The sequence below is a fragment of the Solimonas fluminis genome, assembly GCF_002930645.1.
GTDB lineage: Bacteria > Pseudomonadota > Gammaproteobacteria > Nevskiales > Nevskiaceae > Solimonas_A > Solimonas_A fluminis.
Genome location: NZ_PSNW01000004.1, coordinates 347,086 through 372,340, shown reverse-complemented (window position 1 = coordinate 372,340; position 25,255 = coordinate 347,086). Strand labels below are relative to the sequence as shown.

17 protein-coding genes are annotated in these 25,255 nt (G+C 68.2%); 16 read left to right on the top strand and 1 reads right to left on the bottom strand.

Annotated features, from left to right (window positions below; all coding sequences use genetic code 11):
* The 16 genes from C3942_RS10110 to C3942_RS10030 all read left to right on the top strand — a co-directional run.
* A partial coding sequence (locus C3942_RS10110; protein ID WP_165797405.1) for an MMPL family transporter occupies window positions 1-373 on the top strand: 373 nt, incomplete at its 5' end.
* A gap of 110 nt (window positions 374-483) precedes the next feature.
* A complete protein-coding gene (locus C3942_RS10105) occupies window positions 484-1,893 on the top strand; it encodes a DUF1329 domain-containing protein (protein WP_104230256.1) in 1,410 nt (469 codons plus the stop codon).
* A gap of 192 nt (window positions 1,894-2,085) precedes the next feature.
* The gene (locus tag C3942_RS10095) at window positions 2,086-3,048 is read left to right on the top strand and encodes a WD40/YVTN/BNR-like repeat-containing protein (protein ID WP_133164285.1); all 963 of its coding nucleotides are present in this window, start codon (window positions 2,086-2,088) and stop codon (window positions 3,046-3,048) included.
* 55 nt (window positions 3,049-3,103) lie between these two features.
* Complete coding sequence (locus tag C3942_RS10090) at window positions 3,104-5,134, top strand: DUF1302 family protein (protein ID WP_104230253.1); 2,031 nt, start codon at window positions 3,104-3,106, stop codon at window positions 5,132-5,134.
* A gap of 110 nt (window positions 5,135-5,244) precedes the next feature.
* Complete coding sequence (locus C3942_RS10085) at window positions 5,245-6,624, top strand: DUF1329 domain-containing protein (RefSeq protein ID WP_104230252.1); 1,380 nt, start codon at window positions 5,245-5,247, stop codon at window positions 6,622-6,624.
* 391 nt (window positions 6,625-7,015) lie between these two features.
* Window positions 7,016-9,001: a hydantoinase/oxoprolinase family protein gene (locus tag C3942_RS10080; protein ID WP_104230251.1), complete on the top strand. Its 1,986-nt coding sequence runs from the start codon at window positions 7,016-7,018 to the stop codon at window positions 8,999-9,001.
* A 23-nt stretch (window positions 9,002-9,024) separates the two neighbouring features.
* Complete coding sequence (locus C3942_RS10075) at window positions 9,025-9,480, top strand: acetone carboxylase subunit gamma (protein WP_104230250.1); 456 nt, start codon at window positions 9,025-9,027, stop codon at window positions 9,478-9,480.
* Window positions 9,481-9,497: 17 nt separating this feature from the next.
* Entirely contained in the window at window positions 9,498-11,627 is a 2,130-nt protein-coding gene (locus C3942_RS10070; protein WP_104230249.1) for a hydantoinase/oxoprolinase family protein, read from the top strand.
* Between the two features lie 12 nt (window positions 11,628-11,639).
* On the top strand, window positions 11,640-13,928 hold the full coding sequence (locus C3942_RS10065) for a hydantoinase B/oxoprolinase family protein (protein WP_104230248.1): 2,289 nt from the start codon (window positions 11,640-11,642) through the stop codon (window positions 13,926-13,928).
* 177 nt (window positions 13,929-14,105) lie between these two features.
* Window positions 14,106-14,906 carry a glucose 1-dehydrogenase gene (locus tag C3942_RS10060; protein ID WP_104230247.1) on the top strand — a complete coding sequence of 267 codons (801 nt, stop codon included), beginning with the start codon at window positions 14,106-14,108 and terminating at the stop codon, window positions 14,904-14,906.
* Window positions 14,906-15,703 carry a hypothetical protein gene (locus tag C3942_RS10055; RefSeq protein ID WP_104230246.1) on the top strand — a complete coding sequence of 266 codons (798 nt, stop codon included), beginning with the start codon at window positions 14,906-14,908 and terminating at the stop codon, window positions 15,701-15,703. The genes C3942_RS10060 and C3942_RS10055 overlap by 1 nt, the downstream gene beginning before the upstream one ends.
* Window positions 15,700-16,167, top strand: coding sequence for a DUF3237 domain-containing protein (locus C3942_RS10050; RefSeq protein WP_104230245.1), 468 nt, complete (start codon window positions 15,700-15,702; stop codon window positions 16,165-16,167). The genes C3942_RS10055 and C3942_RS10050 overlap by 4 nt, the downstream gene beginning before the upstream one ends.
* Before the next feature lie 27 nt (window positions 16,168-16,194).
* Window positions 16,195-18,228 (top strand): acetoacetate--CoA ligase, encoded by a 2,034-nt coding sequence (locus C3942_RS10045; RefSeq protein WP_104230244.1) that lies wholly within the window; start codon window positions 16,195-16,197, stop codon window positions 18,226-18,228.
* Window positions 18,229-18,238: 10 nt separating this feature from the next.
* The gene (locus C3942_RS10040; RefSeq protein WP_104230243.1) at window positions 18,239-19,003 is read left to right on the top strand and encodes a glucose 1-dehydrogenase; all 765 of its coding nucleotides are present in this window, start codon (window positions 18,239-18,241) and stop codon (window positions 19,001-19,003) included.
* Window positions 19,004-19,042: 39 nt separating this feature from the next.
* Window positions 19,043-20,182 carry a DUF5938 domain-containing protein gene (locus tag C3942_RS10035; protein WP_104230242.1) on the top strand — a complete coding sequence of 380 codons (1,140 nt, stop codon included), beginning with the start codon at window positions 19,043-19,045 and terminating at the stop codon, window positions 20,180-20,182.
* Window positions 20,183-20,217: 35 nt separating this feature from the next.
* On the top strand, window positions 20,218-22,239 hold the full coding sequence (locus C3942_RS10030) for an acetoacetate--CoA ligase (protein WP_104230241.1): 2,022 nt from the start codon (window positions 20,218-20,220) through the stop codon (window positions 22,237-22,239).
* A 199-nt stretch (window positions 22,240-22,438) separates the two neighbouring features.
* On the opposite strand, the gene C3942_RS10025 is transcribed toward C3942_RS10030, so the two are convergent.
* On the bottom strand, window positions 22,439-25,126 hold the full coding sequence (locus tag C3942_RS10025) for a winged helix-turn-helix domain-containing protein (protein ID WP_104230240.1): 2,688 nt from the start codon (window positions 25,124-25,126) through the stop codon (window positions 22,439-22,441).
* Window positions 25,127-25,255: the final 129 nt, after the last annotated feature.

Sequence of the window (25,255 nt, the reverse complement as noted above, 5' to 3'; positions counted from 1 at the left end):
CATCTACCTGCTGTCGCGCATCTGCGAGGAATTCCACGCGCAGGACGGCGACTGGGGCCGCACCAACGTGGCGGCGCTGACCACCACCGGCAAGGCGATCATGTTCACCGCCTCGATCATGGTGATCGGCATCCTGCCCTGGTACTTCATGTCGGGCCTGAAGTTCATGGCCGACATGGGCCTGCTGCTGGTGCTGATCATGCTGATCAACATGGTCCTGGCCCTGGTGGTGCTGCCGCTGATCGTCTGGCTGCTCAAGCCCACCTTCGTCACCCGCGACGACCTGCTCGTCGGCGAGGGCGCCGACCTGTCGCTGTACACCGTGCAGGACGAGAAGTCCGAGCCGCCGCTGGCCCAGGCGGTGCGCGCATGAGGACTTTGCATCACCCCTTCCCCGGAGGCGGCGTCGCAGGCCGCCGCCATCCACAGCATGCCGCGAGCCCGCGGCAGGCCACCCGTCAGCAGTAACGAGGAGAATTGAAGATGACTTTCCGCATCAAGAAGTACGACTTCGACTACGGCCGCCGCATGCTGCTGCAGAAGTCCGCCGTGGGTGCCGCCGCGGGCGTGCTGGCGCCGCTGTGGCCGACCATCGCCGACTCCGCGGACAACACGGCCAAGGCCTATCCGGAAGAACTGCTGCACATCGAGGCCTACACCAAGGGCAAGATCAAGCCGGGCGACGTGGTGACCAAGGACAACGTCGAGGCGGTGAAGGACCTGCTGGACCCGGTGGCCTACATGCACGTCAAGACCATGGGCCGGCGCATCCACATCGTGGAATCCACCAAGGACGTCACCAAGCTGTATCCGGCTCCGTACCTGGCCGGCACGCTGCGCAACAAGGGCAAGGCCAAGATGGGCGCCGACGGCAACGTCTACGACCAGGCCGGAAATCCGTGGGGCGCGGGCATGCCGTTCCCGGACCCGAAGAACGGCATCGAGGCCACCGCCAACCTGACCCTGAGCTGGGGCCGCCACGACTACTCGCAGTACGCCGTGCGCGACTGGGACATCGCCCCGGACGGCAGCCTGGCCTACCAGTACGACTTCGTCTGGGCCGAGCTGAACACCACCGCCCGCAACGACGACAAGGTCTGGAACGGCAAGAAGGACCTGCTGCGCTACCAGTCGGTGTGGTTCACGGCGCCGAACGACACGGCCGGCAGCTCCTTCCTCAACATCTGGAGCTACGACCAGCGCAAGTTCCCGGAACTGTACGGCTACCTGCCGGCGTTCCGCCGCGTGCGCCAGTTCCCCACCAACCAGCGCTTCGAGCCGCTGGTGCCGGGCATCACGCTGTTCCTGTCCGACGCCTGGGCAGCCGGCGACCCGATGGGCACCTGGGGCAACTACAAGATCGTGGAGCGCAAGCCGATGCTCGGCGCGATCGGCAGCCGCAACTTCATGGGCGGCCGCGGCGGCGCGATGAACAACTACGAGCGTCCGGTGCACGGCGGCCCCAAGGGCCAGACCTTCCATGACGTGTACATGGAACTGGTGCCGGAGTGCCTGGTGGTGGACGCCGAGCCCACCGGCTACCCGCGCGCGCCGGTCGGCAAGAAGCGCACCTGGATCGACGTCCGCAACGGCATGTACGTGGCCTACAACACCTACGACCGCCGCGGCGAAATCTGGAAGACCTTCGAGCCGCACTACGCCCAGTACTCGAACGAGAAGCTGACGATCAAGGACGACAGCGGCCAGCCGGCCTGGTCCTGGGTCAGCGTGCTGAGCCACGACCTGCAGGCCAACCGCATGAGCCGCTTCGTGCAGGCGCGCGAGGTGACCGGCGGCTACAAGAGCGGCTACGACAACTCGATCATGAAGGGCGAGGATGTCTACAACAAGTACCTCACGGTGCAGGCGATCACGCGCCTGGGCACGGTCTGAGGACGCCATGAGGCGCACGCTCTCCCTCGCCGCGGTCCTGAAGCCTCTCGCCCGCTGGCGGGAAGAGGCCCGGGCGAGGGTGGAGCGTGACGCCGCTTTCGAGGCCTGGCTGGTGAATTCCGGCCTCCACCCCCATCCCGCCCTCTCCGCCGATCAGCAGGAGAGGGATACCCGACAGAAAAGGTCATCGGCATGACTCGTCTCATCGCATTGGCCGCCGCCGGCCTCCTGGTTGCCGGCGCCGTATCCGCCTCCGCCCCTCCGGCGGAGCCGAAGAGCCCGCTGCAGCCGGTGCTGACCGGCACGGTCCACCAGGCGCTGTTCGCCATCGACTTCGGCGGCGCGCTGGGCGTGGCGGTGGGCGCGGGCGGCGAGGTGCAGGAGTCCAGCGACAGCGGCGCCAGCTGGAAGATGGTGCAGGCGCCGACGCAGCTCTCGCTGCTGGGCGTGGGCGTGGCCGACGGCAAGGCGGTGGCGGTGGGCCAGAGCGGCCTGGTGCTGACGCGCGGTGCCGACGGCAAGTGGACCGAGGGGCAGAGCGGCAGCAAGCAGCGCCTGCTGGCGGTGGAGATCAACGCGGCGGGGCGTGCGCTGGCGGTGGGTGCCTTCGGCACCGTGCTGCTGTCGGACGACGCCGGAAAGACCTGGCGCAGCGTGGCGCCGGGCTGGGCGGAGTTCGCCGCCGACGGCATGGAGCCGCACATGTACGCGGCGCACGTGGCGGCCGACGGCACGCTGACGATTGCCGGCGAGTTCGGGCTGATCCTGCGCAGCGGCGATGCGGGGGCCAGCTGGACGGCCCTGCACAAGGGCGAGGCTTCGCTGTTCGCGCTGCAGCTGCGCGAGGACGGCGTGGGCTACGCGGTGGGACAGAGCGGCGCGATCCTGCGCAGTGCCGACGGCGGCGCCACCTGGGAGGAGCGGCCTTCGGGAACCGGCGCGCTGCTGCTGGGCGTGCACGCGGCAGCCGATGGCCGGGTCCTGGTGACGGGCATGCGCGACATGCTGGTCAGTCGCGACGGCGGACAGAGCTTCAGCCAGGTGCAGGGCGGCGGGGTGAACAGCCTGTGGTTCGTGGGAGTGGCGCAGGCTTCGGCCAGCGCACCGGTGCTGGCCGTGGGCCAGGCCGGACAGATCGTGAGCCTGAAGCCCTGAAGGAACGGCGGCAAGGGGCGGCGGCGCCAACAGAACAGCGTCTGAGGAGAGAACAATGCAGAAGACGGGCGTGACGGGAGTGGTGGCGGGGATGAGCATGCTGCTGGCGGCACCGGCGCAGGCCAGCATCTTCGACGATGTCGGCTTCACCATCGGCGGATTCATCCGCCCGGAATTCAGCTACTCGACGAGCAGCGACGATAACCCGGCCAACCAGCTGGGCAACTACTACAACGAGCGTTCGGTGCCGCGCCAGGCCTATGCGCCGCCGGCCCTGCTGCCGGCGATCCTGGACAACCTCGGCCTGCCGCCGCTGCTGGGCGGCGAGGTGGGAACCTGGACGACGCTGGCGCTGCCGACACTGCTGGCGGCCGATGCGAACTCGCCTGGCCTGCGCGGCGTCAACAACGCCACCGGCGGCGGCACGCCGATGAAGCGCGTGGACAACGACATCAACTACGCGATCATCCGCTCCGAGGTGGAGCTGGGCGTGCGCTTCACGCCGAACCTGAACCTGGTGGCGCGCCTGCGCGGCATCTATGACCCGAAGCAGTACGACGAGTTCGACGCCCGCCGCTACCGCGACGTGCAGGGCGGTATCTCCGGCGGCGACCAGGTGCTGTACGGCGGCAAGCCGAACTATTTCGAGTACCGCGTGGAGGGCGACGACAGCCCGAACCCGCTGGAATGGGCCGGCGACGACTACCTGATCTACTTCCCGACCCTGGTGCTGGAGTACAACAACGGTCCGCTGACGGCCCGCCTGGGCAACCAGCAGATCGCCTGGGGCCAGGCGCTGTTCTTCCGCGTGTTCGACGTGGTGGACGGCCTGGACCTGCGCCGCCACTCGGTGCTGGACTACGCGCAGGAAGAGTACTCCGACAAGCGCGTGCCGGCGCTGGGCGCCCGCCTGGGCTACCAGCTCAACGAGGAGCTGCTGGTCGACGGCTACGTGCAGAAGTTCCAGCCGACGATCTACGGCAACCCGAACACGCAGTACAACGTGATCCCGGCGCAGTTCACCGTGCATGACCGGTACGTGGAAGGCGGCTGGGACGACAAGCTCAGCTACGGCATGCGCGTGAAGGGCAACTACGGCCAGTGGGGCTTCCAGGCCATGGCGGTGCAGCGCTACAACCCGGACGGCGTGTTCCGCTGGACGCAGTCGGGCCACAACAAGGACCTGCCGACCAACCTGGGATCCCTGGGCGGCCTAGTGCATACCACGCTGGCGCTGCAGGGCCTGGATTCCGGCGCGCTGCTGGCGCAGAGCGCCTTCGAGGCTTCTCCCGGCGGCGTGTACTCGGCGCAGGAGTGGTTCAAGTACGCCGGCTTCGCCCGCCTGAACGCCATGAGCGGACTGAACTCGTCGATCACCGAGTTCCCGGCCACCGCCGACCTGTTCGCCACGCCGGTGAATACGGTGGAGGAGGCCTACAACGAGTTGAACACCTTCTTCATCGCCGCCGGCGGCAGCCTGCGCGGCCATATCGCCCGCGAATACGCACAGGAAGAGGTGTTCGGCCTGGGTGCCAGCTACGTGACCGAGGGTGAGCCCGGCAGCCTGCTGGACCAGCTGATCATCAACTTCGAGGTCAGCTACACGCCGGACCGCACCTTCACCAACACCTCGCTGAGCCGCAACTACATCCAGGAGGATTCGGTGACCACGGCGCTGGTGCTGGAGAAGTACCACCGCTTCAGCCAGGCCTTCCCGGCGACCTACCTGGTGTTCCAGCACATGTACCGCAGCGTGGACGACCTGTTCGGCCGCCACCTGTCGGGCTACGGCGGCACGGTGAACAAGGCGGCGGACGGCGTGGACGGCGCGCATTACTTCGCCTTTGCCTTCCAGCAGCCCTTCCCGCAGGACATCTACCGCATCGGCTTCGCCACGCTGTACGACCCGCGCGGCAGCATCCTGGTGCAGCCGGGCATCAAGTGGAAGCCGCGTGGCGCGTTCACGGTGGAGGCCTTCTACAGCTACATCGACGGTTCGCTGGGCGGCGCCAATCCCAACGACACGCTGCTGTCCACGGTGGACTATGCCGACGAGGTCACGGTGCGCCTGACGTACCAGTTCTGAGCCGGTTGCGGAATCCGCTGCCTCCCCACCTCCTCCTATGGGCAGCGAGGATGCCGACGGCGCAAGCCGTCGGCAATTTTTAACACCAGCAGTAGCGGAAAAGGAGTGAGATGAGGGTCATCCGTTACGACCGCGAATACAGCCGGCGCCAGTTCCTCGGGGGGCTGGTGCGCGGTGCCGCGACCGCCGGCGTGTTGATGCCGCTGTGGGATGCGGTGGCCAAGGACGGCGACGTGACCCGCGCCTATCCCGAGGAACTGCTGTCGATCGAGAACTGGTCCAAGGGCAAGCTCAAGGCGGGCGATGAGATCAGCGCCGCCAACGTCGAGCTGGTCAAGGACCTGCTGGAGCCGATCAAGTACCACCAGGTGGCGAAGATGGGCCGGCGCCTGCGCATCGCGCCCACCACCACCGACATCTTCCGCCTGAGCCCCTGGGAATACCTGGAGGCCTCGCTGAAGAACCGCGGCCAGGCGCAGTTCGACGCGCAGGGCAACATCGTCACCGCGCAGGGCAAGCCCTGGATCGGCGGCAACCCCTTTCCCGATGCCCGAACCGGCCTGGAGCTGTTTGCCAGCCTGACGCTGAGCTGGGGGCGGCACGATGCGTCGATGTACGCGATCAAGGAGTACGACGTCGGCCTGTCGGGCGAGATCGACTTCCGCTACGAGCTGGGCTGGGCGGAGCTGTCGCCGGTGGCGCGCGTCAGCCTGGAGCCGCGTCCCTACTGGACCGGCAAGGAAGACAAGCTGCGCTACCAGTCGGTGTTCTTCGTCAAGCCCGACGCGGTCAACGGCACGTCCTATCTCAACATCTGGCCCTACGACCAGAACCGCTTCCCGGAACTGTACGGCTACCTGCCGGAGTTCAAGCGCATCCGCCAGTTCCCCACCGACCAGCGCTTCGAGCCGCTGATCCCCGGCTCGACGCTGTACCTGTCCGATGCCTGGGCGGCGGGCGATCCGCTGCACACCTGGGGCAACTACAAGATCGTGGGACGCGGGCCGCTGCTGGCGGGCGTGTCCGGCGGGTGGTCTCCGGCGCATCCCAACTGGGAGCACCGCACGCATGGCGGACCCAAGGGCCTGAGCTTCTGGGACACCACGGTGGAGCTGGTGCCGGAGGCCATCGTGGTGGAGGCCGAGCCGGTGAAGTTCCCCCGCGCGCCGGTCAGCAAGAAGCGCGTCTGGTTCGACGCGCGCACCGGGCTGCCGGTGGGCATGGTCACCTACGACCGGCGCGGCGAGCCCTACCATTCCTTCGACGCGGCGTTCGCGCTGTACGAGGCGGGCGGCAAGTCGGTGATGGATGGCAAGCACCCGTATTGGTCCTGGAGCCACGTGCATGCCTTCAACATCCAGACCGGGCACATGACGCGCCTGGAGCAGGTGCGCGAGATCGCCGGCGGGCATCGCAGCTCGGCCAACGATCCGGGCCTGTACGAGCGCTATCTGACCAACGCGGCGCTGATGCGGCTGGGCAGGGCCTGAGCCATGCGCCGCGCCGCTCCCTGCGAACTGCATGCAGCACCCGGTTTCCGCTCCTTCGAGGCGGGGATGGGGGAGAGGCGAAGCGAAGTTCGCGATCGCCGTCCATGGCGCGACTGCGGTGACCTGAAGCACCCCCTGGGCGGCCATCCCTGGCCGCCCGTGATCCGCCGCAGGCGATGCGATCCGACGCATCGCCAGAGACGCGTCGGATCACCCTACCTTCCAAAACTACCCGACAGGGTGGCGAGCGAAGCGGCGGCGGCGAATAGGGTTGAAGGCATCGCGAATCACATCGCGAAAGCACCGTCCAAGAGTGCCGCGGAGGAGCCCACGACATGAGAACGAACGCAGCGACGAACCTCCGTCGCGATTGCATCCAGGAGAACGCTTCATGAACGCAGCAACAGAGGCGGACGTGCGCGTCCGCAGCCGCCGCGCCGAGGCGCCCGCCGCCGGCGCCGCGCCGCAGGCGGGGTCCGGCAAGCTGATCAACATCGACAACGGCGGCACGCTGACGGACTTCTGCGTGATCGACGGCGGCAAGGTCTACCGCACCAAGAGCGTGACCACGCCCTACGACCTGTCGAAGTGCTTCTTCGACGGCCTGCGCAAGGCCAGTGCCGCGATCTACGGCAAGGAAGACCTGCTGCAGCTGCTGCTGAGCACGGACCACATCCGCTACTCCACCACGCAGGGCACCAATGCCCTGGTGGAGCGCAAGGGCCAGCGCCTGGGCCTGCTGCTGTCCGGCCTGGATGCGGCCGACCTGCAGAAGGATGCGCAGCAGAAGGACGTGTTCGCCGGCCTGGTGGGCACGCGCGTGGCGACGCTGGATCCCAAGGCCGACGAAGCGGCGTTGGAAGTGGCGGCCACGCAGGCGATCAACAAGCTGGCTTCCGAGGGTGCCAACCGCATCGTGATCGGCTTCGGCGGCGCGCAGCGCGACGCGGGCGAGACCCGCCTGAAGAAGATCCTGCTGAAGAAGTTCCCGCCGCACCTGCTGGGCGCCATCCCCCTGCTGTACTCCCACGAGGTGGTGCAGGACGAGGACGACGCCCGCCGCGTCTGGACGGCGCTGTTCAACGCCTTCCTGCATCCGGCGATGGAACGCTTCCTGTACAACGCCGAGCACCGCCTGCGCGAGTACAAGACGCGCAACCCGCTGCTGATCTTCCGCAACGACGGCGCCTCGGCGCGCATCTCGCGCACGGCGGCGGTCAAGACCTACTCCTCCGGTCCGCGCGGCGGTGCCGAGGGCGCCCGCGCGCTGGCGGCGCATTATGGCTTCAAGCGCCTGCTCGGCATGGATATCGGCGGCACCACCACCGACATCAGCCTGGTGGAGCAGGGCAGCGTCACCACCGAGCGGCGCGGCCATATCGAGGGCGTGGAAACCTCGTTGCCGCTGTGCAAGGTGGTCAGCGCCGGCGTCGGCGGCTCCTCGATCATCTCCGTGGTGGACGGACGCATCAAGGTGGGCCCGGAATCCGTCGGCGGCGCGCCCGGACCGGCCTGCTTCGGCCTGGGCGGAACGCTGGCCACGATCACCGACGCCTTCCTGGTGCTGGGTCTGCTGGACCCGGCGAGCTTTTTCGGCGGCGAGCTGAAGATCGACGTGGAGCGGGCCCGCGCGGCCATCGAGGCCAATGTCGCCAAGCCGCTGAACCTGAGCGTGGAGGCGGCGGCCGATGCGATGCAGCAGGCCTGGGCGCAAAAGGTGGCGGATTCGCTGAAGGACTACACGAAGATCACGCCGGACACGACGCTGGCGGCCTTCGGCGGCGCCGGTCCCTTCATCGCCTGCAAGGTGGCCGAGGCGGCGGGCATCTCGCAGATCATCATCCCGGGCCTGGCGGCGGTGTTCTCCGCCTTCGGCATCGGCTTCTCCGACATCGCCCACGAGTACGAGGCACCGCTGCCCTCCAGCGACGCGGCCGGCCTGAAGGCGACGCGCGAGCTGCTGCTGGAGCGCGCGCGCCGCGGCATGTTCGCCGAGGGCTTCGAGCTGGCGGACTGCCGCATCGAGACCTGGCTGCAGGCAGGCGAGGAACTGGTGGCGCTGGACGGCGACAAGCTGCCGGCCCTGCCCAAGGGCGCCCAGGTGGCGATGGTGCTGAAGGCGACGCGGGTGATCGCCCGCGCCAGCCTTTCCGGCAGGTTCGGTGCGCAGGGCAAGGCGGCGGCCGCGGCGGGCACGCGCCGCGTCACCGCGGGTGGCAAGGCGGCCGAGCTGCCGCTGTACCGGGTGGAGGAACAGGCGGGCGGCGCACAGGCGCAGGGCCCCTGCGTGCTGGAGGAGGCCTTCTTCACCTGCCGCATCGACGCCGGCTGGCGCTTCGAGATCAACGAGTCCGGCGACATCCTGCTGAGCCGCTGAGACCAGAACAAGGAACAACGATCATGAAAGTCCTGATCACCGAATACCTGCGCATCAATCTCGATACCGAGAAGTGGGAGTGCCGCCGCTGCGGCCACGTCCACGGCGACGCCCGCGACAACTACAAGCGCGGCCTGCTGGTGTATGACCGCGACCCGCGCGAGATCCACAAGCCGCTGCTGGACACGAAGATGTACTCCCGCACCTATTCGCCGGACCCGACCTGGTGCCGCATCCTGGAGTACTACTGCTCGTCCTGCGGCACGCTGGTGGAGGCGGAGTACCTGCCGCCGGGCCATCCGCCGCTGTACGACATCGAGCTGGATATCGATGCGCTGAAGCTGCAGTGGAAGGATCGCGAGGAGGTGGTGGAGGAGGTCCGGGGTCCGGACCTGGCCGCCGAGAAGGTCAAGCACGGCCGCGCCCTGCATGCCCAGGCCCATGGCCATGACCACGGCCATCACGGCCACAAGCACTGACCCGGGAGGCGACGGACATGAAACGCGTTTCCGTGGATATCGGCGGTACCTTCACCGACTGCTTCGTGGTCTGGGACAACCAGTACGTGGAGGGCAAGGCCCTGACCACGCACCACAACCTGGCGCTGGGCTTCAACGAGTCGCTGGGCGATGCCTGCAAGCAGCTGGGCCTGGAATCCTCCAAGCTGCTGTCGGAAGTGGACTCCGTGCGCTACTCGACCACCCTGGGCACCAATGCCCTGATCGAGCGCAAGGGGCCGCGCATCGGCGTGCTGGTGACCTCTGGGTTCAAGAGCACGATCCCGCTGTCCCGCGCCCGCGGCTACGGCGAGGGCCTGTCCGAGCATGAGCAGATGGACATCCCCAACGCCTCGCGCCCGGAGCCCATCGTCCCCATCCCGATGATCCGCGAGGTCCGCGAGCGCGTCGACTACCTGGGCGATGTGTTCTGGAAGCTGGACGAGGACGACGTGCGCCTGCGCATCCGCGAACTGGTGGACGCCGGCGCCGAGGCCCTGGTGGTGATGTTCACCAACAGCGTGGTCAACCCGGTGAACGAGCTGCGCGTGCGCGAGATCTTCCTGGAGGAGTATCCGGCGCACCTGCTGGGCGCGATCCCGATGCTGCTGTCGCACCAGGTGGCCGGCCGCAAGGGTGAGTACGCCCGCGGCACCTCCACGATCATGGACGCCTTCCTGCACCAGACCATGTACCACGGCCTGGGCACGCTGGAGCTGAACCTGCGCGCTCAGGGCTACAACAAGCCGATGCTGGTCAGCCACAACTCCGGCGGCATGGCGCAGCTCAACTCCACCGACGCGCTGCAGACGGTCCATTCCGGTCCGGTCTCCGGCATCGCCGCCAGCGAGCACCTGGCCGCGGCGGCCGAGCTGGGCAACGTGGTGGCCACCGACATGGGCGGCACCAGCTTCGACATCGGCATCGTCGACCAAGGCGGCGTCAAGCACTACGACTTCAACCCGGTGATCGACCGCTGGCTGGTGTCCGTGCCGATGGTGCACCTGGTGACGCTGGGTGCCGGCGGCGGCTCCATCGCCCGCTACGACCGCATGTTCGGCTCGGTGGAGCTGGGCCCGCAGTCCGCCGGCTCCGATCCCGGCCCGGCCTGCTACGACCGCGGCGGACTCAAGCCGACGGTGACCGACGCCGACCTGGTGCTGGGCTACCTGGATCCGAAGAACTACGCCAACGGCCGCATCCCGCTGAACCCGCGCCGCGCCAAGCAGGCCATCGAGGACCATCTCTGCGACGACCTGGACATGGATGTCGTCGAGACCGCCAAGCTGATCAAGCGCAACGTGGACGCGGGCATGGCCAACGGCATCGCCACGGAGCTGCGCACCCGCGGCTACGAGCCCAAGGACTTCACGATCCTGGCCTACGGCGGCAACGGTCCGCTGCATGCCTGCGGCATCGCCAACGCGCTGGGCGTCAGCAAGATCCTGGCGCCGCCGTTCTCCTCGACCTTCTCGGCCTGCGGCGCCGGCAACGTCAACCAGATGCACATCCACGAGATGAGCACCTGGACGGTGCTGTTCAATCCGGCCACCAAGAGCTTCTTCAACCAGTACGACAGCTTCAACAAGAGCGTGGAGGAGCTGGAACGCCGCGGGCGCGAGGACCTGGTCCGCCAGGGCATGCCGGTGGACCAGATCCGCTACCGCCTGGAACTGGACATGCGCTACGGCAACCAGCGCGTGCAGACCGCCGTGGTCACGGAGATGGGCCGCCTGCACTCGCAGCGCGAGGTGCTGGCGCTGATGGACCAGTTCCACAAGAGCTACGGTGCGCGCTTCGGCGAGGGCAGCCAGTCGCCGGAGACCGGCGTGCGCATCAACACCATCCGCGTCTGCTCCTACGTGGAGCAGCCCAAGGTGGCCTTCGCCAAGCTCAAGCTCAGCGGCAAGTCCGTCGCGCCGCCGGAGCCGGTGTCGAAGCGCCCCTGCCACTACGTGGGCCAGGACCAGGCGATCGATACGCCGATCTACGACGACAAGGCGCTGGCGGAGGGTACCCGCATCGCGGGGCCGGCCATCGTCACGACCCGTGCGACCACCTACCTGGTGGAGCCGGGCTGGACCTTCCACGCCGCGGCACAGGGCGGTGTCTGGTTCATCAAGGAATAAGAGGAGCGAGACATGCACGACAAGATTTCCGCCGAAGACCAGGCGCTGCTGGACAAGTTCCTCGCCGACAACAAGATGTTCCTCGGGCCGGACCCCGAGATCATGCGCAACCACGGCGTGGCGCCACGCTCGGAGGCGGAGGAGGCGATCCTCTCCAAGGGCTTCGACGCGCACAGGGCGCACCACATCCGCGGATTGGTCAATGCGGCGCTGTCCGAGTCCTTCCAGATGGTGAACCAGATGGGCGCGGCCCCGGGTGCCAAGTGGGGCGACCTGGTGACAGCCATCTACACCGCCAACGGCAACCTGGCGATGATCGCCCCGCACGGGATCATCACCTTTGCCGCCTGCGCGTTCTACCCGATCCGCTTCATCATCAAGAACTGGATGGAAGACCCCACCGTGGGCGTCAAGGACGGCGACGGCTTCATCCACAACGATGCGCGCTACGGCGGTGTCCACAACACCGACCAGTCGATGATGATGCCGCTGTACTACAAGGGCGAGCTGATCTGCTGGCTGTCCTCGACGATCCACGAGGGCGAGAACGGCGCCTGCGAGCCGGGCGGCCTGCCCGCCGCCGCCGAGAGCAAGTACGACGAGGGCATCAAGATGTCGCCCTTCAAGGTGGTGGAGAACTTCCAGCTCAAGCGCGACCTGGTGACCTTCCTGCAGAACTCGGTGCGCGATCCCAAGCTGCAGCTGGAGGACATGAAGGTCAAGCTGCATGCGGTGATGCGCCTGCGCGAGCGCATCGTGGCGATCCTGGACCAGTTCGGCCGCGAGGCGCTGATCGGCACCATGCGCATGCACCTGGAGGACACCGAGGTGGAGGTGCGCCGCCGCATCCGCGAGCTGCCGGACGGCACCACCCGCGTGCTGCAGTTCATGGACTCGTCGCTGCGCGAGAACATCATGCAGAAGATCAGCGTGGCGGTCACCGTCAAGGGCGATCGCATGATCATGGACTTCCGCGGCACGGCACCGCAATTCCTGAACCGCTCGGTCAATACCAACCTGGCGTCGTTCAAGGCGGCGTTGGCCACGGGCTTGCTGCAGAACATCTGGCCGGACCTGCCGCACACCATGGCGGTGCTGTCGCCGATCGAGGTCATCACCGACCGCAATTCGATCGTCGATGCCGAGGGCGAGATGCCGCAGGCCATGAGCCTGATGCCGCTGTTCAAGGCCTGCGTGGCCTGGACCATCCCGATGGCCAAGTTCAACTACAGCCTGCCGAAGAAGTACTCGGCGATCATCGCCTCGCAGTACGACCAGGCCGCCACCTTCATCTACGGCGGCCTGACCCAGCACGGCGACGTCACCGGCAACTTCTGCGGCGACATCAACGGCATGGGGCAGGGCGCCCGCAGCCATGCCGACGGCGAGCACTCGGTGTCGCCGGTGTTCGGCTTCATGGCGGATTCGGGCGAGCACGAGATCAACGAGGAAGACACGCCGATCATCCGCCTGGGCGCCCAGCGCCTGGCCAAGGACCGCATCGGCTTCGGCAAGTACCGCGGCGGCATGGGCTACGAGCAGATCGCCACGGCGCGCGGTTCCGGCCTGTGGGGCTTCATGACGGGCTGCGAAGGCTCCAAGTTCCCGTCGGCGCAGGGACTCTTCGGCGGCTATTCCTGCCCCAGCTACCAGCTGATGAAGATCAAGGGCATCAACATCTTCGAGGAACTGAAGAAGGACCCGAAGATCGTCGAGGTGTTCGACATCGTCAAGCTGATGAACGAGCGGCCGATCAAGGGCGGCAAGTACAGCAGCAACGACATGGGCATGACCTTCGAGCTCTGCAGCGACGGCGAAATCTACATGATCTGCCAGGGTTCCGGCGGCGGCTACGGCGACGTGCTGGAGCGCGATCCGGCCCTGGTGATGAAGGATGTCCGCGAGGACCTGCTGTCGCCCGACCTGGCCCGCGAGATCTACCAAGTGGTGTTCGACGACAAGACCCTGGTGGTGGACGAGGAGGCGACCGTGCAGCTGCGCGCCGAGGCGCGCCGCCAGCGCCTGGCCCGCGGCAAGCCCTTCGACCAGTTCTGCAAGGAATGGGTCACGCCGGAGCCGCCGGCGCACCTGCCCTACCTGGGCTCCTGGGACAACCCGAAGGAGATCTACGCGACGACCCCGATGGGGCAGCGCGTGAAGATGCCGGCGGACCAGATCCAGGGTGTGTTCATGCCCAACCCGAAGGACATCGCGATCATGCAGCTGGAGGGCGAGGTGGAGAGCCTCAAGGCCCAGCTGGCGGCCTGCCAGGGTGATGCGTCGCGCCGTGGCAATGCCTGAATGGCATTGCCTGCGACGGATCACGCCCGGCCATGGATGGCCGGGCCGGGGTTCAATGGGCAAACTGCTGTATCGCCATGGACGGCGGCGCGTGCCTCGATACGCCGCTACGCGGCACTCGGCATGAGCGGTTCGGGTAGGGATTGCAAAAGATAGAAAAGCAGGAGGAGGAGAACAATGACCGACTACAACAAGGTGTTCCGTCTGGACGGCAAGGTGGCCCTGGTCACGGGCGGCGCGCGCGGCATCGGCGCCGCGGTGGCGGAGGCGCTGGCGCAGGCCGGCGCGGCGGTGATGGTGACCGACATCCTCGACGCGGTGGGCCAGCAGACCGCGGAGAAGATCCGCAAGGCCGGCGGCAAGGCGGCGTTCCAGCACCATGACGTCACGGTGGAGGCCGAGTGGGAGCAGGCCATCGCGGCGGCGCAGAAGGAGCTGGGAGGCCTGGACATCGTCGTCAACAACGCCGGCATCGAGACGGCGGCCCTGCTCGCGCACTGCGAGGTGGCGGACTTCCGCAAGCTGATGGACGTCAACGTCACCGGCGTGTTCCTCGGGCTGAAGCACGCGGTGCGGGTGCTCAAGCCCGGCAGCTCCATCGTCAACCTGTCGTCGGTGGCCGGCCTGATCGGCACCACCGGCCACATCGCCTACCACGCCTCCAAGGGTGCGGTGCGCCTGATGACCAAGGCGGCGGCGGTGGAATGCGCGCAGCTGGGCACCGGCATCCGCGTCAACTCGGTGCACCCGGCCATCGTCGATACCGAGATGGGCACCAACTTCATCAAGCACTTCGTGGACCTGAAGCTGGCGCCGGACTATGCCACCGCCGAAGGCGCCTTCAAGGCGGCGCATCCGCTGGGCCGCTTCGGGCAGCCGGCCGACGTGGCCAGCGCGGTGATCTATCTGTGCTCGGAGGCCGGGCAGTGGATCACCGGCACCGAACTGGTGCTGGACGGCGGCTATACGGCGGTCTGATGCCCGCGCTCACCCCCTTGCTGGCCTCGGGCCGCCGGCCGCTGTGGCTGGACTACGGCGACTATGCCGGCGCGCTGCTCGGCGGCGGTGCCATGCCCTGGCTGGACGTGGCCGGCACCATCGCGCTGCAGCGCAAGGCCCAGGGCCTGCTGCGCTCCGACGTGCTGCAGCTGCCGGTGGCGGCGGTGGCGCAGGCCTGGGTGGCGGCGCATCCGGCGCTGCGCGAGGCCATGGCCGCCAAGCGCCGGGCCGTGGTGCCGCTCAAGACGCTGCTCGCCGACGAAGCCCTGCGTGCGCACCTGGTGGAGCTGGCCCGGGGCCTGCGCGCCTGCTTCGCCGAGGCGCCGCTGGCGCTGGCCTGCCCCTCGCCGCGAGCCTGGGTGGCGGCGGCCTATCGGCTCGCGCACGGCGAGGAGACGGAGGCGGGCGAGGACGAGACCGACAGCGCGGCGGTCTACATGGCGGATTTCCTGCGCAGCTTCGGCGAGGCCGGCATCGATGTGCTGCTGCTGCAGGAGGGCGCGCAGCCGCCTCTGCCGGAGCTGTACACGCCCGTGCTGAACGTGGCGGCGCACTACCGCTGGGAGGCGGGCCTGCAGGGTCCGGCCGGCCTGGCGGCGTCGGGACTGGCCTTCGTCATCGCGCCGGAGTCGGCCAGCGGCCGCCCGCTGGCGCCGGCCTACTGGGGCGGTGCCGCGGCGGAAGACTGCCCGGCGCAGGGCTTCCGCTACGCCGCGATCCCGGCCGACGCGCAGCCGGAGTCGGTGCTCAAGCGCCTGGCGGAGCTGCGGGCATGAACGACCTGTCCCTGCGCGGCGAGCGGCTTTTCACGATGGACGCGACGCTGCAGGCGCCGCCCGAGGTGATCGGCCCGGTGCCGGAGGGCGTGCGGATCAATTTCCACGTCACCGGCGGGCGCTTCGAGGGGCCGCGGCTGCGTGGCCGCCTGCGGGCGGTCGGGCAGGACGCCTTCCTGCTGCGCCGCGACGGCATCGGCCTGCTCGAGGTGCTGCTGACCCTGGAAACCGAGGACGGCGCGCTGATCGACATGCGCTACGACGGCCAGGGCGATTTCGGCGAAGAGGCCTACGAGCGCTTCCTGCGCGGCGAGATTCCCCCCGACGTGCATCTGCACACCTTTCCGCGCCTGCGCACGGCGCATCCGGCCTACCAGTGGCTGCAGCGGCGGGCCTGCGTCGGTCGCGGACATGCGGACCTGGTGCGCTCGACGGTGCGCTACGACATCTACGCCCTGGGCTGAAGAAAAGAACGATAAGGAGAAACAGCGATGGTCATGGAAGGAGAAAAGCTTTGGACCCCGCGGCAGGAGTTCGCGGACCGCTCCAACATCGCCCGCTACCAGCGCTGGCTGAAGGCCGAGCGCGGCATCGACAGCGCCGACTACCATGCTCTGTGGCGCTGGTCGGTGAAGGATACGGCGGGCTTCTGGGCCTCGATCTGGGACTACTTCGAGGTGCAGTCCGACACGCCCTACCGCAGTGTCCTGCAGCGCCCCGCGGATGGCGGGATGATGGGAACGCAGTGGTTCCCCGGCTCGCGCGTGAACTACGCCGAGCACCTGCTGCGGCAGGAGGCCGAAGGCGGCGAGCGCCCGGTATTCCATCACCTGTCCGAAACCCGTGCGCTGGCCACCATGAGCTGGCGCGAGCTGGGCCGCCAGGTGCGCATCCTGGCCACGCGCCTGCGCGCCATGGGGCTGCAGCCCGGCGACCGCGTGGTGTCCTACATGCCCAACGTGCCGGAAACCGCCATCGCGATGATGGCCACGGCGGCCATCGGCTGCATCTGGTCCTCGGCGGCGCCGGAGTTCGGCGTCAAGACGGTGATCGAGCGCTTCTCCCAGATCGAGCCCAAGCTGCTGTTCGCGGCGGACGGCTACCGCTTCGGCGGCAAGGATTTCCGGCGCGAGGAGGAGGTGCGGCGCATCGCCGGCTCGCTGCCCAGCCTGCAGAAGATCGTCTGGCTGCCCTACCTGGATCCGCAGGGCGCGCCGCCGGCGATGCCGGACCTGGTGAGCTGGAACGCGCTGATGGACCACCCGGAGGTGCCGCGCGAGGGCTTCCAGTTCACCCGCGTCGAGCATGACCACCCGCTGTGGGTGGTGTTCTCCTCCGGTACCACCGGCCTGCCCAAGGCCATCGTGCACAGCCATGTCGGCGTGCTGCTGGAGCACTACAAGCTGCTCAGCTTCCACCTGAACCTGGGCCCGCAGTCGGTGATGTTCTTCTACAGCACCACCGGCTGGATGATGTGGAACCTGGTGATCGCGTCGCTGCTGACCGGCAGCGCGGCCGTGCTCTACGACGGCAACCCGGCCTACCCCTCGCCGGACTTCCTGTGGAAGCTGGCCGCCGACACGCGTGCCACCAGCTTCGGCGCCAGCCCGACCTTCGTGCAGATGATGGAGAAGGCGGGCCTCAAGCCCGGCGAGCAGTACGACCTGTCGGCGCTCGAGGGCATCGTCGTGGCCGGCGCGCCGTCCACGCCGGAAACCTTCGCCTGGTTCTACAAGGCGGTGAAGCAGGATCTCTGGGTGACCTCGCAGAGCGGCGGCACCGAGATCTGCAGCGGCTTCGTCGGCGCCACGCCGACCCTGCCGGTGCATGCCGGCGAGATCCAGACCCGCATGCTCGGCATGGACGTGCATGCCTGGACTGACGACGGCAAGGAACTGGTGGACGAGGTCGGAGAGCTGATCGTGACCCAGCCGTTCCCGTCGATGCCGATCCATTTCTGGAACGACACCGGCGGCAAGCGCTACCGCGAGTCCTACTTCGAGGTCTTCCCGGGCGTCTGGCGCCACGGCGACTTCATCAAGATCAACCATCGCGGCGGCTGCTACATCTATGGCCGCTCGGACTCCACGCTCAACCGCTTCGGCGTGCGCATCGGCACCGCCGAGATCTACCGCGCGGTGGAGCAGGTGGAGGAGGTGGCCGACAGCTTGATCGTCTGCGTGGAACTGCCGGGCGGCAATTTCTTCATGCCGCTGTACCTGCGGCTGAAGCCCGGCGCGACGCTGGACGACGCGCTGCGCAAGAAGATCAACGCGCGCCTGCGCGACGACTGCAGCCCGCGCCATGTGCCGGACCGGATCTACGGCGTCGAGGCCATTCCCTACACGCTGACCGGCAAGAAGATGGAAGTGCCGGTGCGCAAGCTGCTGATGGGCTGGCCGCTGGAGAAGGCCGCCAGCCGCGACGCGATGATGAACCCGGAGTCCATCGACTGGTTCGTGAAGTTCGCGCAGGAATCCACCGACTACGACTGGCGCGGCACCGCTGCCGCGGCCAAGGCTTGAGGAGCCGATGATGGGCAAGCGAGTGCAAGGAAAGGTCTGCGTCGTCACCGGCGGCGCGCGGGGTCTGGGGCTGGCGGCGGCCGAGGCGCTGCTGGCGGAGGGCGCCAAGGTGCTGCTGACCGACGTGGATCGCGCGGCGGGCGAGACCGAGGCCAGGCGCCTGGGCCCCGACGCGAAGTTCCGCGTGCAGGACGTCACCGACCTGGCGCAGTGGGACGAGGTGCTGGACGGCGTGATCGCCGACTGGGGCCGGCTCGACGTGCTGGTGAACAACGCCGGCGTCGCCGGCATTGCCGACGTCGAGGCCATTTCCCAGAAGGACTGGCAGCGCACCATCGATATCAACCTCACCGCCGTCTTCAACGGCACGCAGGCGGCCATCGCGCGCATGAAGACGGGTGGCGGTTCCATCATCAACATCGCGTCCATCGAGGGCATCATGGGCGAGCCCCTGATCCCGGCCTACAACGCCAGCAAGGGCGGCGTGCGCATCTTCAGCCGCTCGGCGGCGATCCACTGCGCGCGCAGCGGCTACCCGGTCCGCATCAACAACGTCTGCCCGGGCTTCGCCGAGACGCAGATGGTGGCCGGCGCGCTGGCCGGCATGGCGCCCGAGAAGGCCCAGGAGTTTGCCGCGCGCACGCTGGCGCGCATCCCTATGGGCCGCTTTGCGAAACCTTCCGAGATTGCGGCGGCGGTGCTGTTCCTGGCCTCCGACGAATCCAGCTACGTCACCGGCTCCGACCTCGTGGTCGACGGCGGCATGACCGCCTGAGCTTCAACCCCACAAACAGAATCCAGAGGAGAAACAAGAATGAGCAGCAAGAAGCCTGTCGTGATCTACGGTGTCACCGGCTACACCGGCCGCCTCGTGGCGGAGTACCTGCGCGAGTATCGCCTGCCTTTCATCGCCGCCGGCCGTGACGCCAAGCGCATCAAGGAAGTGATGGACAAGGTGCCCGGCATCGAGAACGCCGACTACGAGATTGCCGAGGTGGAGCACAGCACGGCGGCGCTGACCAAGCTGTTCAAGGGCGCCAAGGTGGTGCTGAACATGGTCGGCCCCTTCATGAAGTACGGGCCCGAGGCGGTGGAGGCGGCCCTGGCCGCCGGCTGCCATTACTCCGACACCAATGGCGAGCAGAACTGGATGATGCACGCCGAGGAGACCTGGGGCGAGAAGTTCAAGGAAAAGAACCTGGTGCTGGCGCCGGGCATCGCGCAGATGTACACCACCGGCGAGATCGCCGCGAACCTCTGCCTGGAGACGCCGGGCCTGGACAAGCTGGACATCCTGGTCCTCTGGAAGGGCTTCCCGACCTATGCCTCCACCCAGACCATCTTCAGCATCCTGACTTCCGACTTCTACTACCTGGAGCAGAAGCAGTACGTGAAATGGCCCTTCGGCGCCAAGGCCGAGGTGGCGGTGCCGGGCCAGCACACGATGGCACTGGCCCTGCCCTGGGGCGGCACCGCGCACCCGGTCTGGTTCAAGAACGACCCGCGCGTGTCCGACTGCAAGGTCATGGGGGGCGTGTTCGAGCGCACGGTGATGGAGAGCGTGATCCAGATCAACGCCGTGATCGAGGAGAAGATCAAGCCGCTGCCCAAGGCCGAACAGGAGAAGGCGCTGTCCGACATGGCTGCCTCGCTGCAGGCCGGCATGCCGCCGCGCGAGAACCCGCGCATCAACATCTCGGTGGATTCGGTGCATGCCAGCGGCGCGCTGGGCCGTGCGCACTGCGTGATCCACGGCAACTGCAACTACAAGCAGACCGGCCTGATGCAGGCCTACTTCGCCTACCACCTGCTGCAGGCACCGTCGAAGCGCTACGGCTTCGCCTCCGGCTGCCAGGCGCTGGGCCACCGCGAACTGCTGGGCGTGCTGCAGCAGTTCGGCCTGGTCAGCGAGCCGATCCTGACGGTGCATGCGCCCGGTGTGCGCCGCGGCTGAGATGAACCGCAACCAGGCCAAGGCGGGAGGGGACCATGGCCGCGCTGGCTGAGACGCCGCGCGGCGTCGCCGAGGGCGATCTGCTCTGGACGCCCCCGGCGGCCTATTGCGCGCTGTCCGGCGTGGAGCGCTTCCGCCATTGGGTCAATGCCCGCAACGGCCTGGACCTGGAGGACTACGAGGCGCTGCGGCAGTGGTCGGTGGACGAGCTGGAGCAGTTCTGGGGCGCCTGCTGGGACTACTTCGACATCCGGTCCGAGACGCCCTACCTGCGCGTGCTCGACCGCCGGACCATGCCGGGCGCGCGCTGGTTCGAGGGTGCGCGGCTGAACTATGCCGAGCACCTGCTGCGGCGCGAGGCCGATCACCCCGAGACGGTGGTGTTCCACCACTCCTCGGAGCTGCGTGCGCCGGCGACCATGCGCTGGGACGAGCTCGGCGGCCAGGTGCGGATCCTGGCGGAACAGATGCGCAAGCTCGGCGTCGGCCCCGGCGACCGCGTGGCCAGCTACATGCCCAACGTGCCGGAGACCGCCATCGCCATGCTGGCGACCACGGCCATCGGCGCCATCTGGGCGGCGGCCTCGCCGGAGTTCGGCGCGCGGGCGGTGATCGACCGCTTCGCGCAGATCAAGCCCAAGCTGCTGTTCGCGGTGGACGGCTACCGTTTCGCCGGGCAGGAGTTCCCCCGGGAGGGGGAGGTGGAGCAGATCCTCGGCAGCCTGGACAGCCTGCAGCACACGGTCTGGCTGACCTACCTGCATCCGGACCGGCCGCCGCCGGCGGGGACCATCCCCTGGGGCAAGCTGCTGGACCAGCCGGAGGTGCCGCGCAGTGGCTTCCGCTACGAGCGCGTCGGCTACGACCATCCGCTGTGGATCCTGTTCAGCTCCGGCACCACCGGCCTGCCCAAGGCGGTGGTGCACAGCCACGTCGGCGTGCTGCTGGAGCACTGCAAGGTGGGCGCCTTCCACCTGGGCCTGCGGCCCGGCTCGCGGCCGTTCTTCTATTCCACCACCGGCTGGATGATGTGGAACATCCTGCTGGCCTGCCTGCTGCAGGATGCGGCGCCGGTGCTCTATGACGGTTCTCCGATCGCGCCGGATTCCGGCGTGCTCTGGCGCATCGCCGAGCAGGCGCGGGTGACGCACCTGGGCATCAGCCCCGGCTTCGTGCAGGTGATGCAGAAGGACGGCCTGCGCCCGCGCCTGCACTACCAGCTGCCGGACCTGGAGATGATCCTGCTGGTGGGCTCGCCGTCCACGCCGGAGACCTTCTCCTGGCTCCATGAGGCAGTGAAGCCGGATCTCTGGGTGACCTCGCAGAGCGGCGGCACCGAGATCGCCTCCGCCTTCGTCGGCGCCAGCCCGACGCTGCCGGTGCATGCCGGAGAGATCCAGGCGCGTTCGCTGGGCATGGACGTGCACGTCTGGGACGAGCAGGGACAGGAGCTGCGGGGGCAGGTGGGTGAACTGGTGGTGACCAAGCCCTTTCCGTCGATGCCGCTGCGCTTCTGGAACGACGAGGGCGACAAGCGCTACCGCGAGTCCTATTTCTCCACCTGGCCGGGCGTCTGGCGCCATGGCGACTTCATCCGCATCAACGAGCGCGGCGGCTGCTACATCCTGGGCCGCTCCGACTCCATGCTGAACCGCTACGGCGTCTGCATCGGTACCGCCGAGGTCTACCGCAGCGTCGAGCGCATGGAGGAAATCCTGGACAGCCTGATCGTCTGCTGCGAGCTGGCCGGCGGGCGCTTCTTCATGCCGATGTTCGTCAAGCTGCGCCCCGGTGCCGTGCTGGACGAGGACCTGCGCAACCGCATCGCCCGGCGCCTGCGCGCGGACTGCAGCCCGAGGCATGTGCCGGACCAGATGTACCGGGTCGACGACATCCCCTACACCCTGACCGGCAAGAAGATGGAAGTGCCGGTGCGCAAGATCCTGGTGGGTTGGCCGCTGGAGAAGGCGGCGAGCCGCGATGCCATGCTCAATCCCTCGGCGATCGACTGGTTCGTGTGGTTCAGGGCGCAGAACCGGGTGATGCTGAGCAGCTAGCGTCCGGCTTGATGTGGAAGCGACGCGAGTCGCGATCTCTGCATATTCGCATCGCGGCTTGCGTCGCTCCGACCTAAGAAATGGTCTTTGGTAGGAGCGGCCGTTGGCCGCGAAGTGGCGCTCCTACGATGGCCCGTGTGTCGCGGCCAACGGCCGCTCCTACGGATTCGGCTTCCCGACGTGCAGCCGCGCAACGCGGCTACAGCAGCCCCATCTGCCGCGCCGCGTTGATCGCCTGCAGCCGGCTGGCCACCGCCAGCTTGGAGTAGATGTTCTTCAGGTGGAACTTCACCGTGTTCTCGGACACGAAGATGCGCCGCGCCATTTCCTTGTTCGATACGCCGTTGGCGAGGTAGACCAGGATCTGCTTCTCGCGGTCGGTCAGCGGCTCCAGCGGCTGGAAGCCGCTGTCGGTGGGGTGGGCGGACGTGTCGGCGTGCTGGCCGGCGGCGTCGAGCAGGCGGGCGACGAAGGCGCGCAGCGCCGAGGATTCGGCCGAGCTGTTGCCGGCCAGCGCGGCATGCTCGTCGCGCAGCAGCGGCAGGACCTTCTCGCCCTCGTCCAGGAACAGGCGCAGGAAGCCGCCGGGCTCGGCCAGCTGCAGGGCACGGTGCAGGCTGCGGTGGGCGTGGTTGTCGTTGCCGCGGGCGCGCTGGGCCAGGGCGTCGAGCACCAGCAGCTTGATCTGGCGGTAGCTGCGGCCCTGGCGCTGGGCCACGGCCAGCTCGGAAGCGAGCTGCGCCAGCGCGGTATCGAGGTTGCCGCCGTGCAGGGCAACGCGGATGGCGCCGATGGCGTCGCCCTCCGTGGCCTCGGTGTAGATCATCCAGCCTTCCGGCAGCGCGAACTCGGGCTGGCGCGGGATGCGGCTGGCGATGGCCTGGGCGCGGTCGATCTCGCCGGCCAGCAGCAGCCGGCGCACGCGTTCCCAGCTGACGATGCGCATCAGGCGCGGCCAGCCGGCGGTGTGGGCGATCTGCTCGGCCTCGGCCAGGATTTCCTCGGTGCGGTTGGGACGGCCGCGCACGTCCTGGATGCGGGCCATGGCGATGTAGCCGGGCACCATGAAGTCCAGCAGCACGCCGTCGGCGATCACGTCGTGGAACTGCGTGAACATGGATTCCGCGGTGTCCAGGTCGTTGCTCTCGTACAGCGCGCTGATGAAGCAGGACACCAGCGAGCCGGTGGCGAAGGGCTTCTCCAGGTCCAGGTGGTGGGCCGACATGCCGGCGCGGTAGCGCGCCAGCGCCTCGGCCAGGCGGCCCTGCATCACCAGGTTCATGCCGCCCACGGCCACGGTGTAGCCGCCGCTGAAGGCGGCCTCGCCGCGCTCGCCGTAGCTGCGGGCGATGTTGAGCAGTTCGCTGGCCTTGTCGAAGTCGCCGGCGCAGAGCGCACGGTAGGCGCTCAGGTTGGCGGCGGCGCCCAGCTCGAAGGCGCGGAATCCCACCGGCTGCTGGCCGGCGATGGGGATCTGGTCCACCTGGCCGAAGGCGCGGGGCATGTCGTCCAGCACCAGGGACAGCATCGAGCGGGCCACCAGGGTCTCGGATTCCTGCGACACCTCCTCCAGCGTGCCGAGGATCGGCCGCAATTTGTGGTGGCGGCGCAGGAAGATCAGCGCCCAGGCGATCTTGATGGCCAGTTCCGGGCGCTTGGCGATCTGGTCCAGCGGCAGGTTGTCGGACCAGCGCTCCATCGTCACCAGGTTGGCGTCGGCGATCAGGCGGTCCGCCCAGACGTTCATGATGTCGGTGGCGAAGCCGTAGTTGCGGGCGGCGATGGCGTGGTGCAGCGCGTCCTCGTGCATGCCGTGGCCGTGGAACCAGTCGGCGGCGCGCTGGTGGACCTCCAGCAGCGCCTCGGGCTCCTCGCTGCGCACCTGCTCGGCCAGGAAGGACGAGAACAGGGTGTGGTACTTGAACCAGCAGAGGTCTGAATCCAGGCTGCGCAGGAACAGGCCGGAGCGCTCCAGGAACAGCAGGATGCTCTGCGAGTCCTGCCAGCCGGTGACATGGTCGCAGAGGTCGGCCGACAGGCGTGTCAGCACCGAGCTGCGGCGCAGGAACTCCTGCACGCGCGGTGTCTGCAGGGTCAGCACGTTGTCGGCCAGGTATTCGGCCAGCTCGCGCGGCTTGTAGCCGGACATGCCGCTCAGGCTGCGGCGCACCGAAGGGCTGGCCAGGGACAGGCGGAATAGCTGCAGCGCCGCCGGCCAGCCCTCGGTCTGGCGGTAGATGGCGTCCAGCTCCTGCGGGCTGATCCCCAGGTCCCGGGCCTGGGAGAAGAACTGCTGGGCCTCGTCGTGGGTGAAGCGCAGGTCGTCGGCGCGCAGCACCAGCGCCTGGTTGTTGACCATCAGCCGTGCCAGGCCGATCTCCGGCAGCGCACGGGAGCCGATGAAGATGGTGACGTTCTCCGGGATGCGTTCCAGCAGGTCGCGGAAGGCCGTCAGCACGCCGCGGCTGTTGAGCACCTGGAACTCGTCGAAGAACAGCCGCACCGGCCGGTCGAACTGCACCAGCTGGGTGGACATCCAGTCGGACAGGCGCCGGCGCGTGCCCGGCGGGCCGTCGGCGGCGGCGTCCTGGCGACCCAGGCCCTCCACCAGCGCCTGCATGTGCACCGTGAAGCGGCGCATGTCGTTGTCGGCCTCGTCGAAGGCCAGCCAGCCGGTCAGCGCCCCCTGCTGGTCGGCCAGACTCTTGGCCTGCTGCAGCAGGGTGGACTTGCCGTGCCCCGCCGGGGCCTGCACCACGACCACGCCGTAGCCCGGCTGGCGGAACAGGCGCTCCAGCAGCTCCCGCCGGTGGATGGCGCCGGGATACGAGGGTGGGGCGAAGAACTTGTGGGTGAAGACTTCGGCCGGGGGCGTGACAGCGTCCATGTCGCCGTTCTGTGCCTGTCGCGTCGGGGTGAATGACGGATGCGACTATAGCCCAGCGGAGGCCCCGAGAAACCTTGCAGCGCACAAAAAAATCGGGGCGCGACTCGCGTCGCGCCCCAGGTGCCAGGG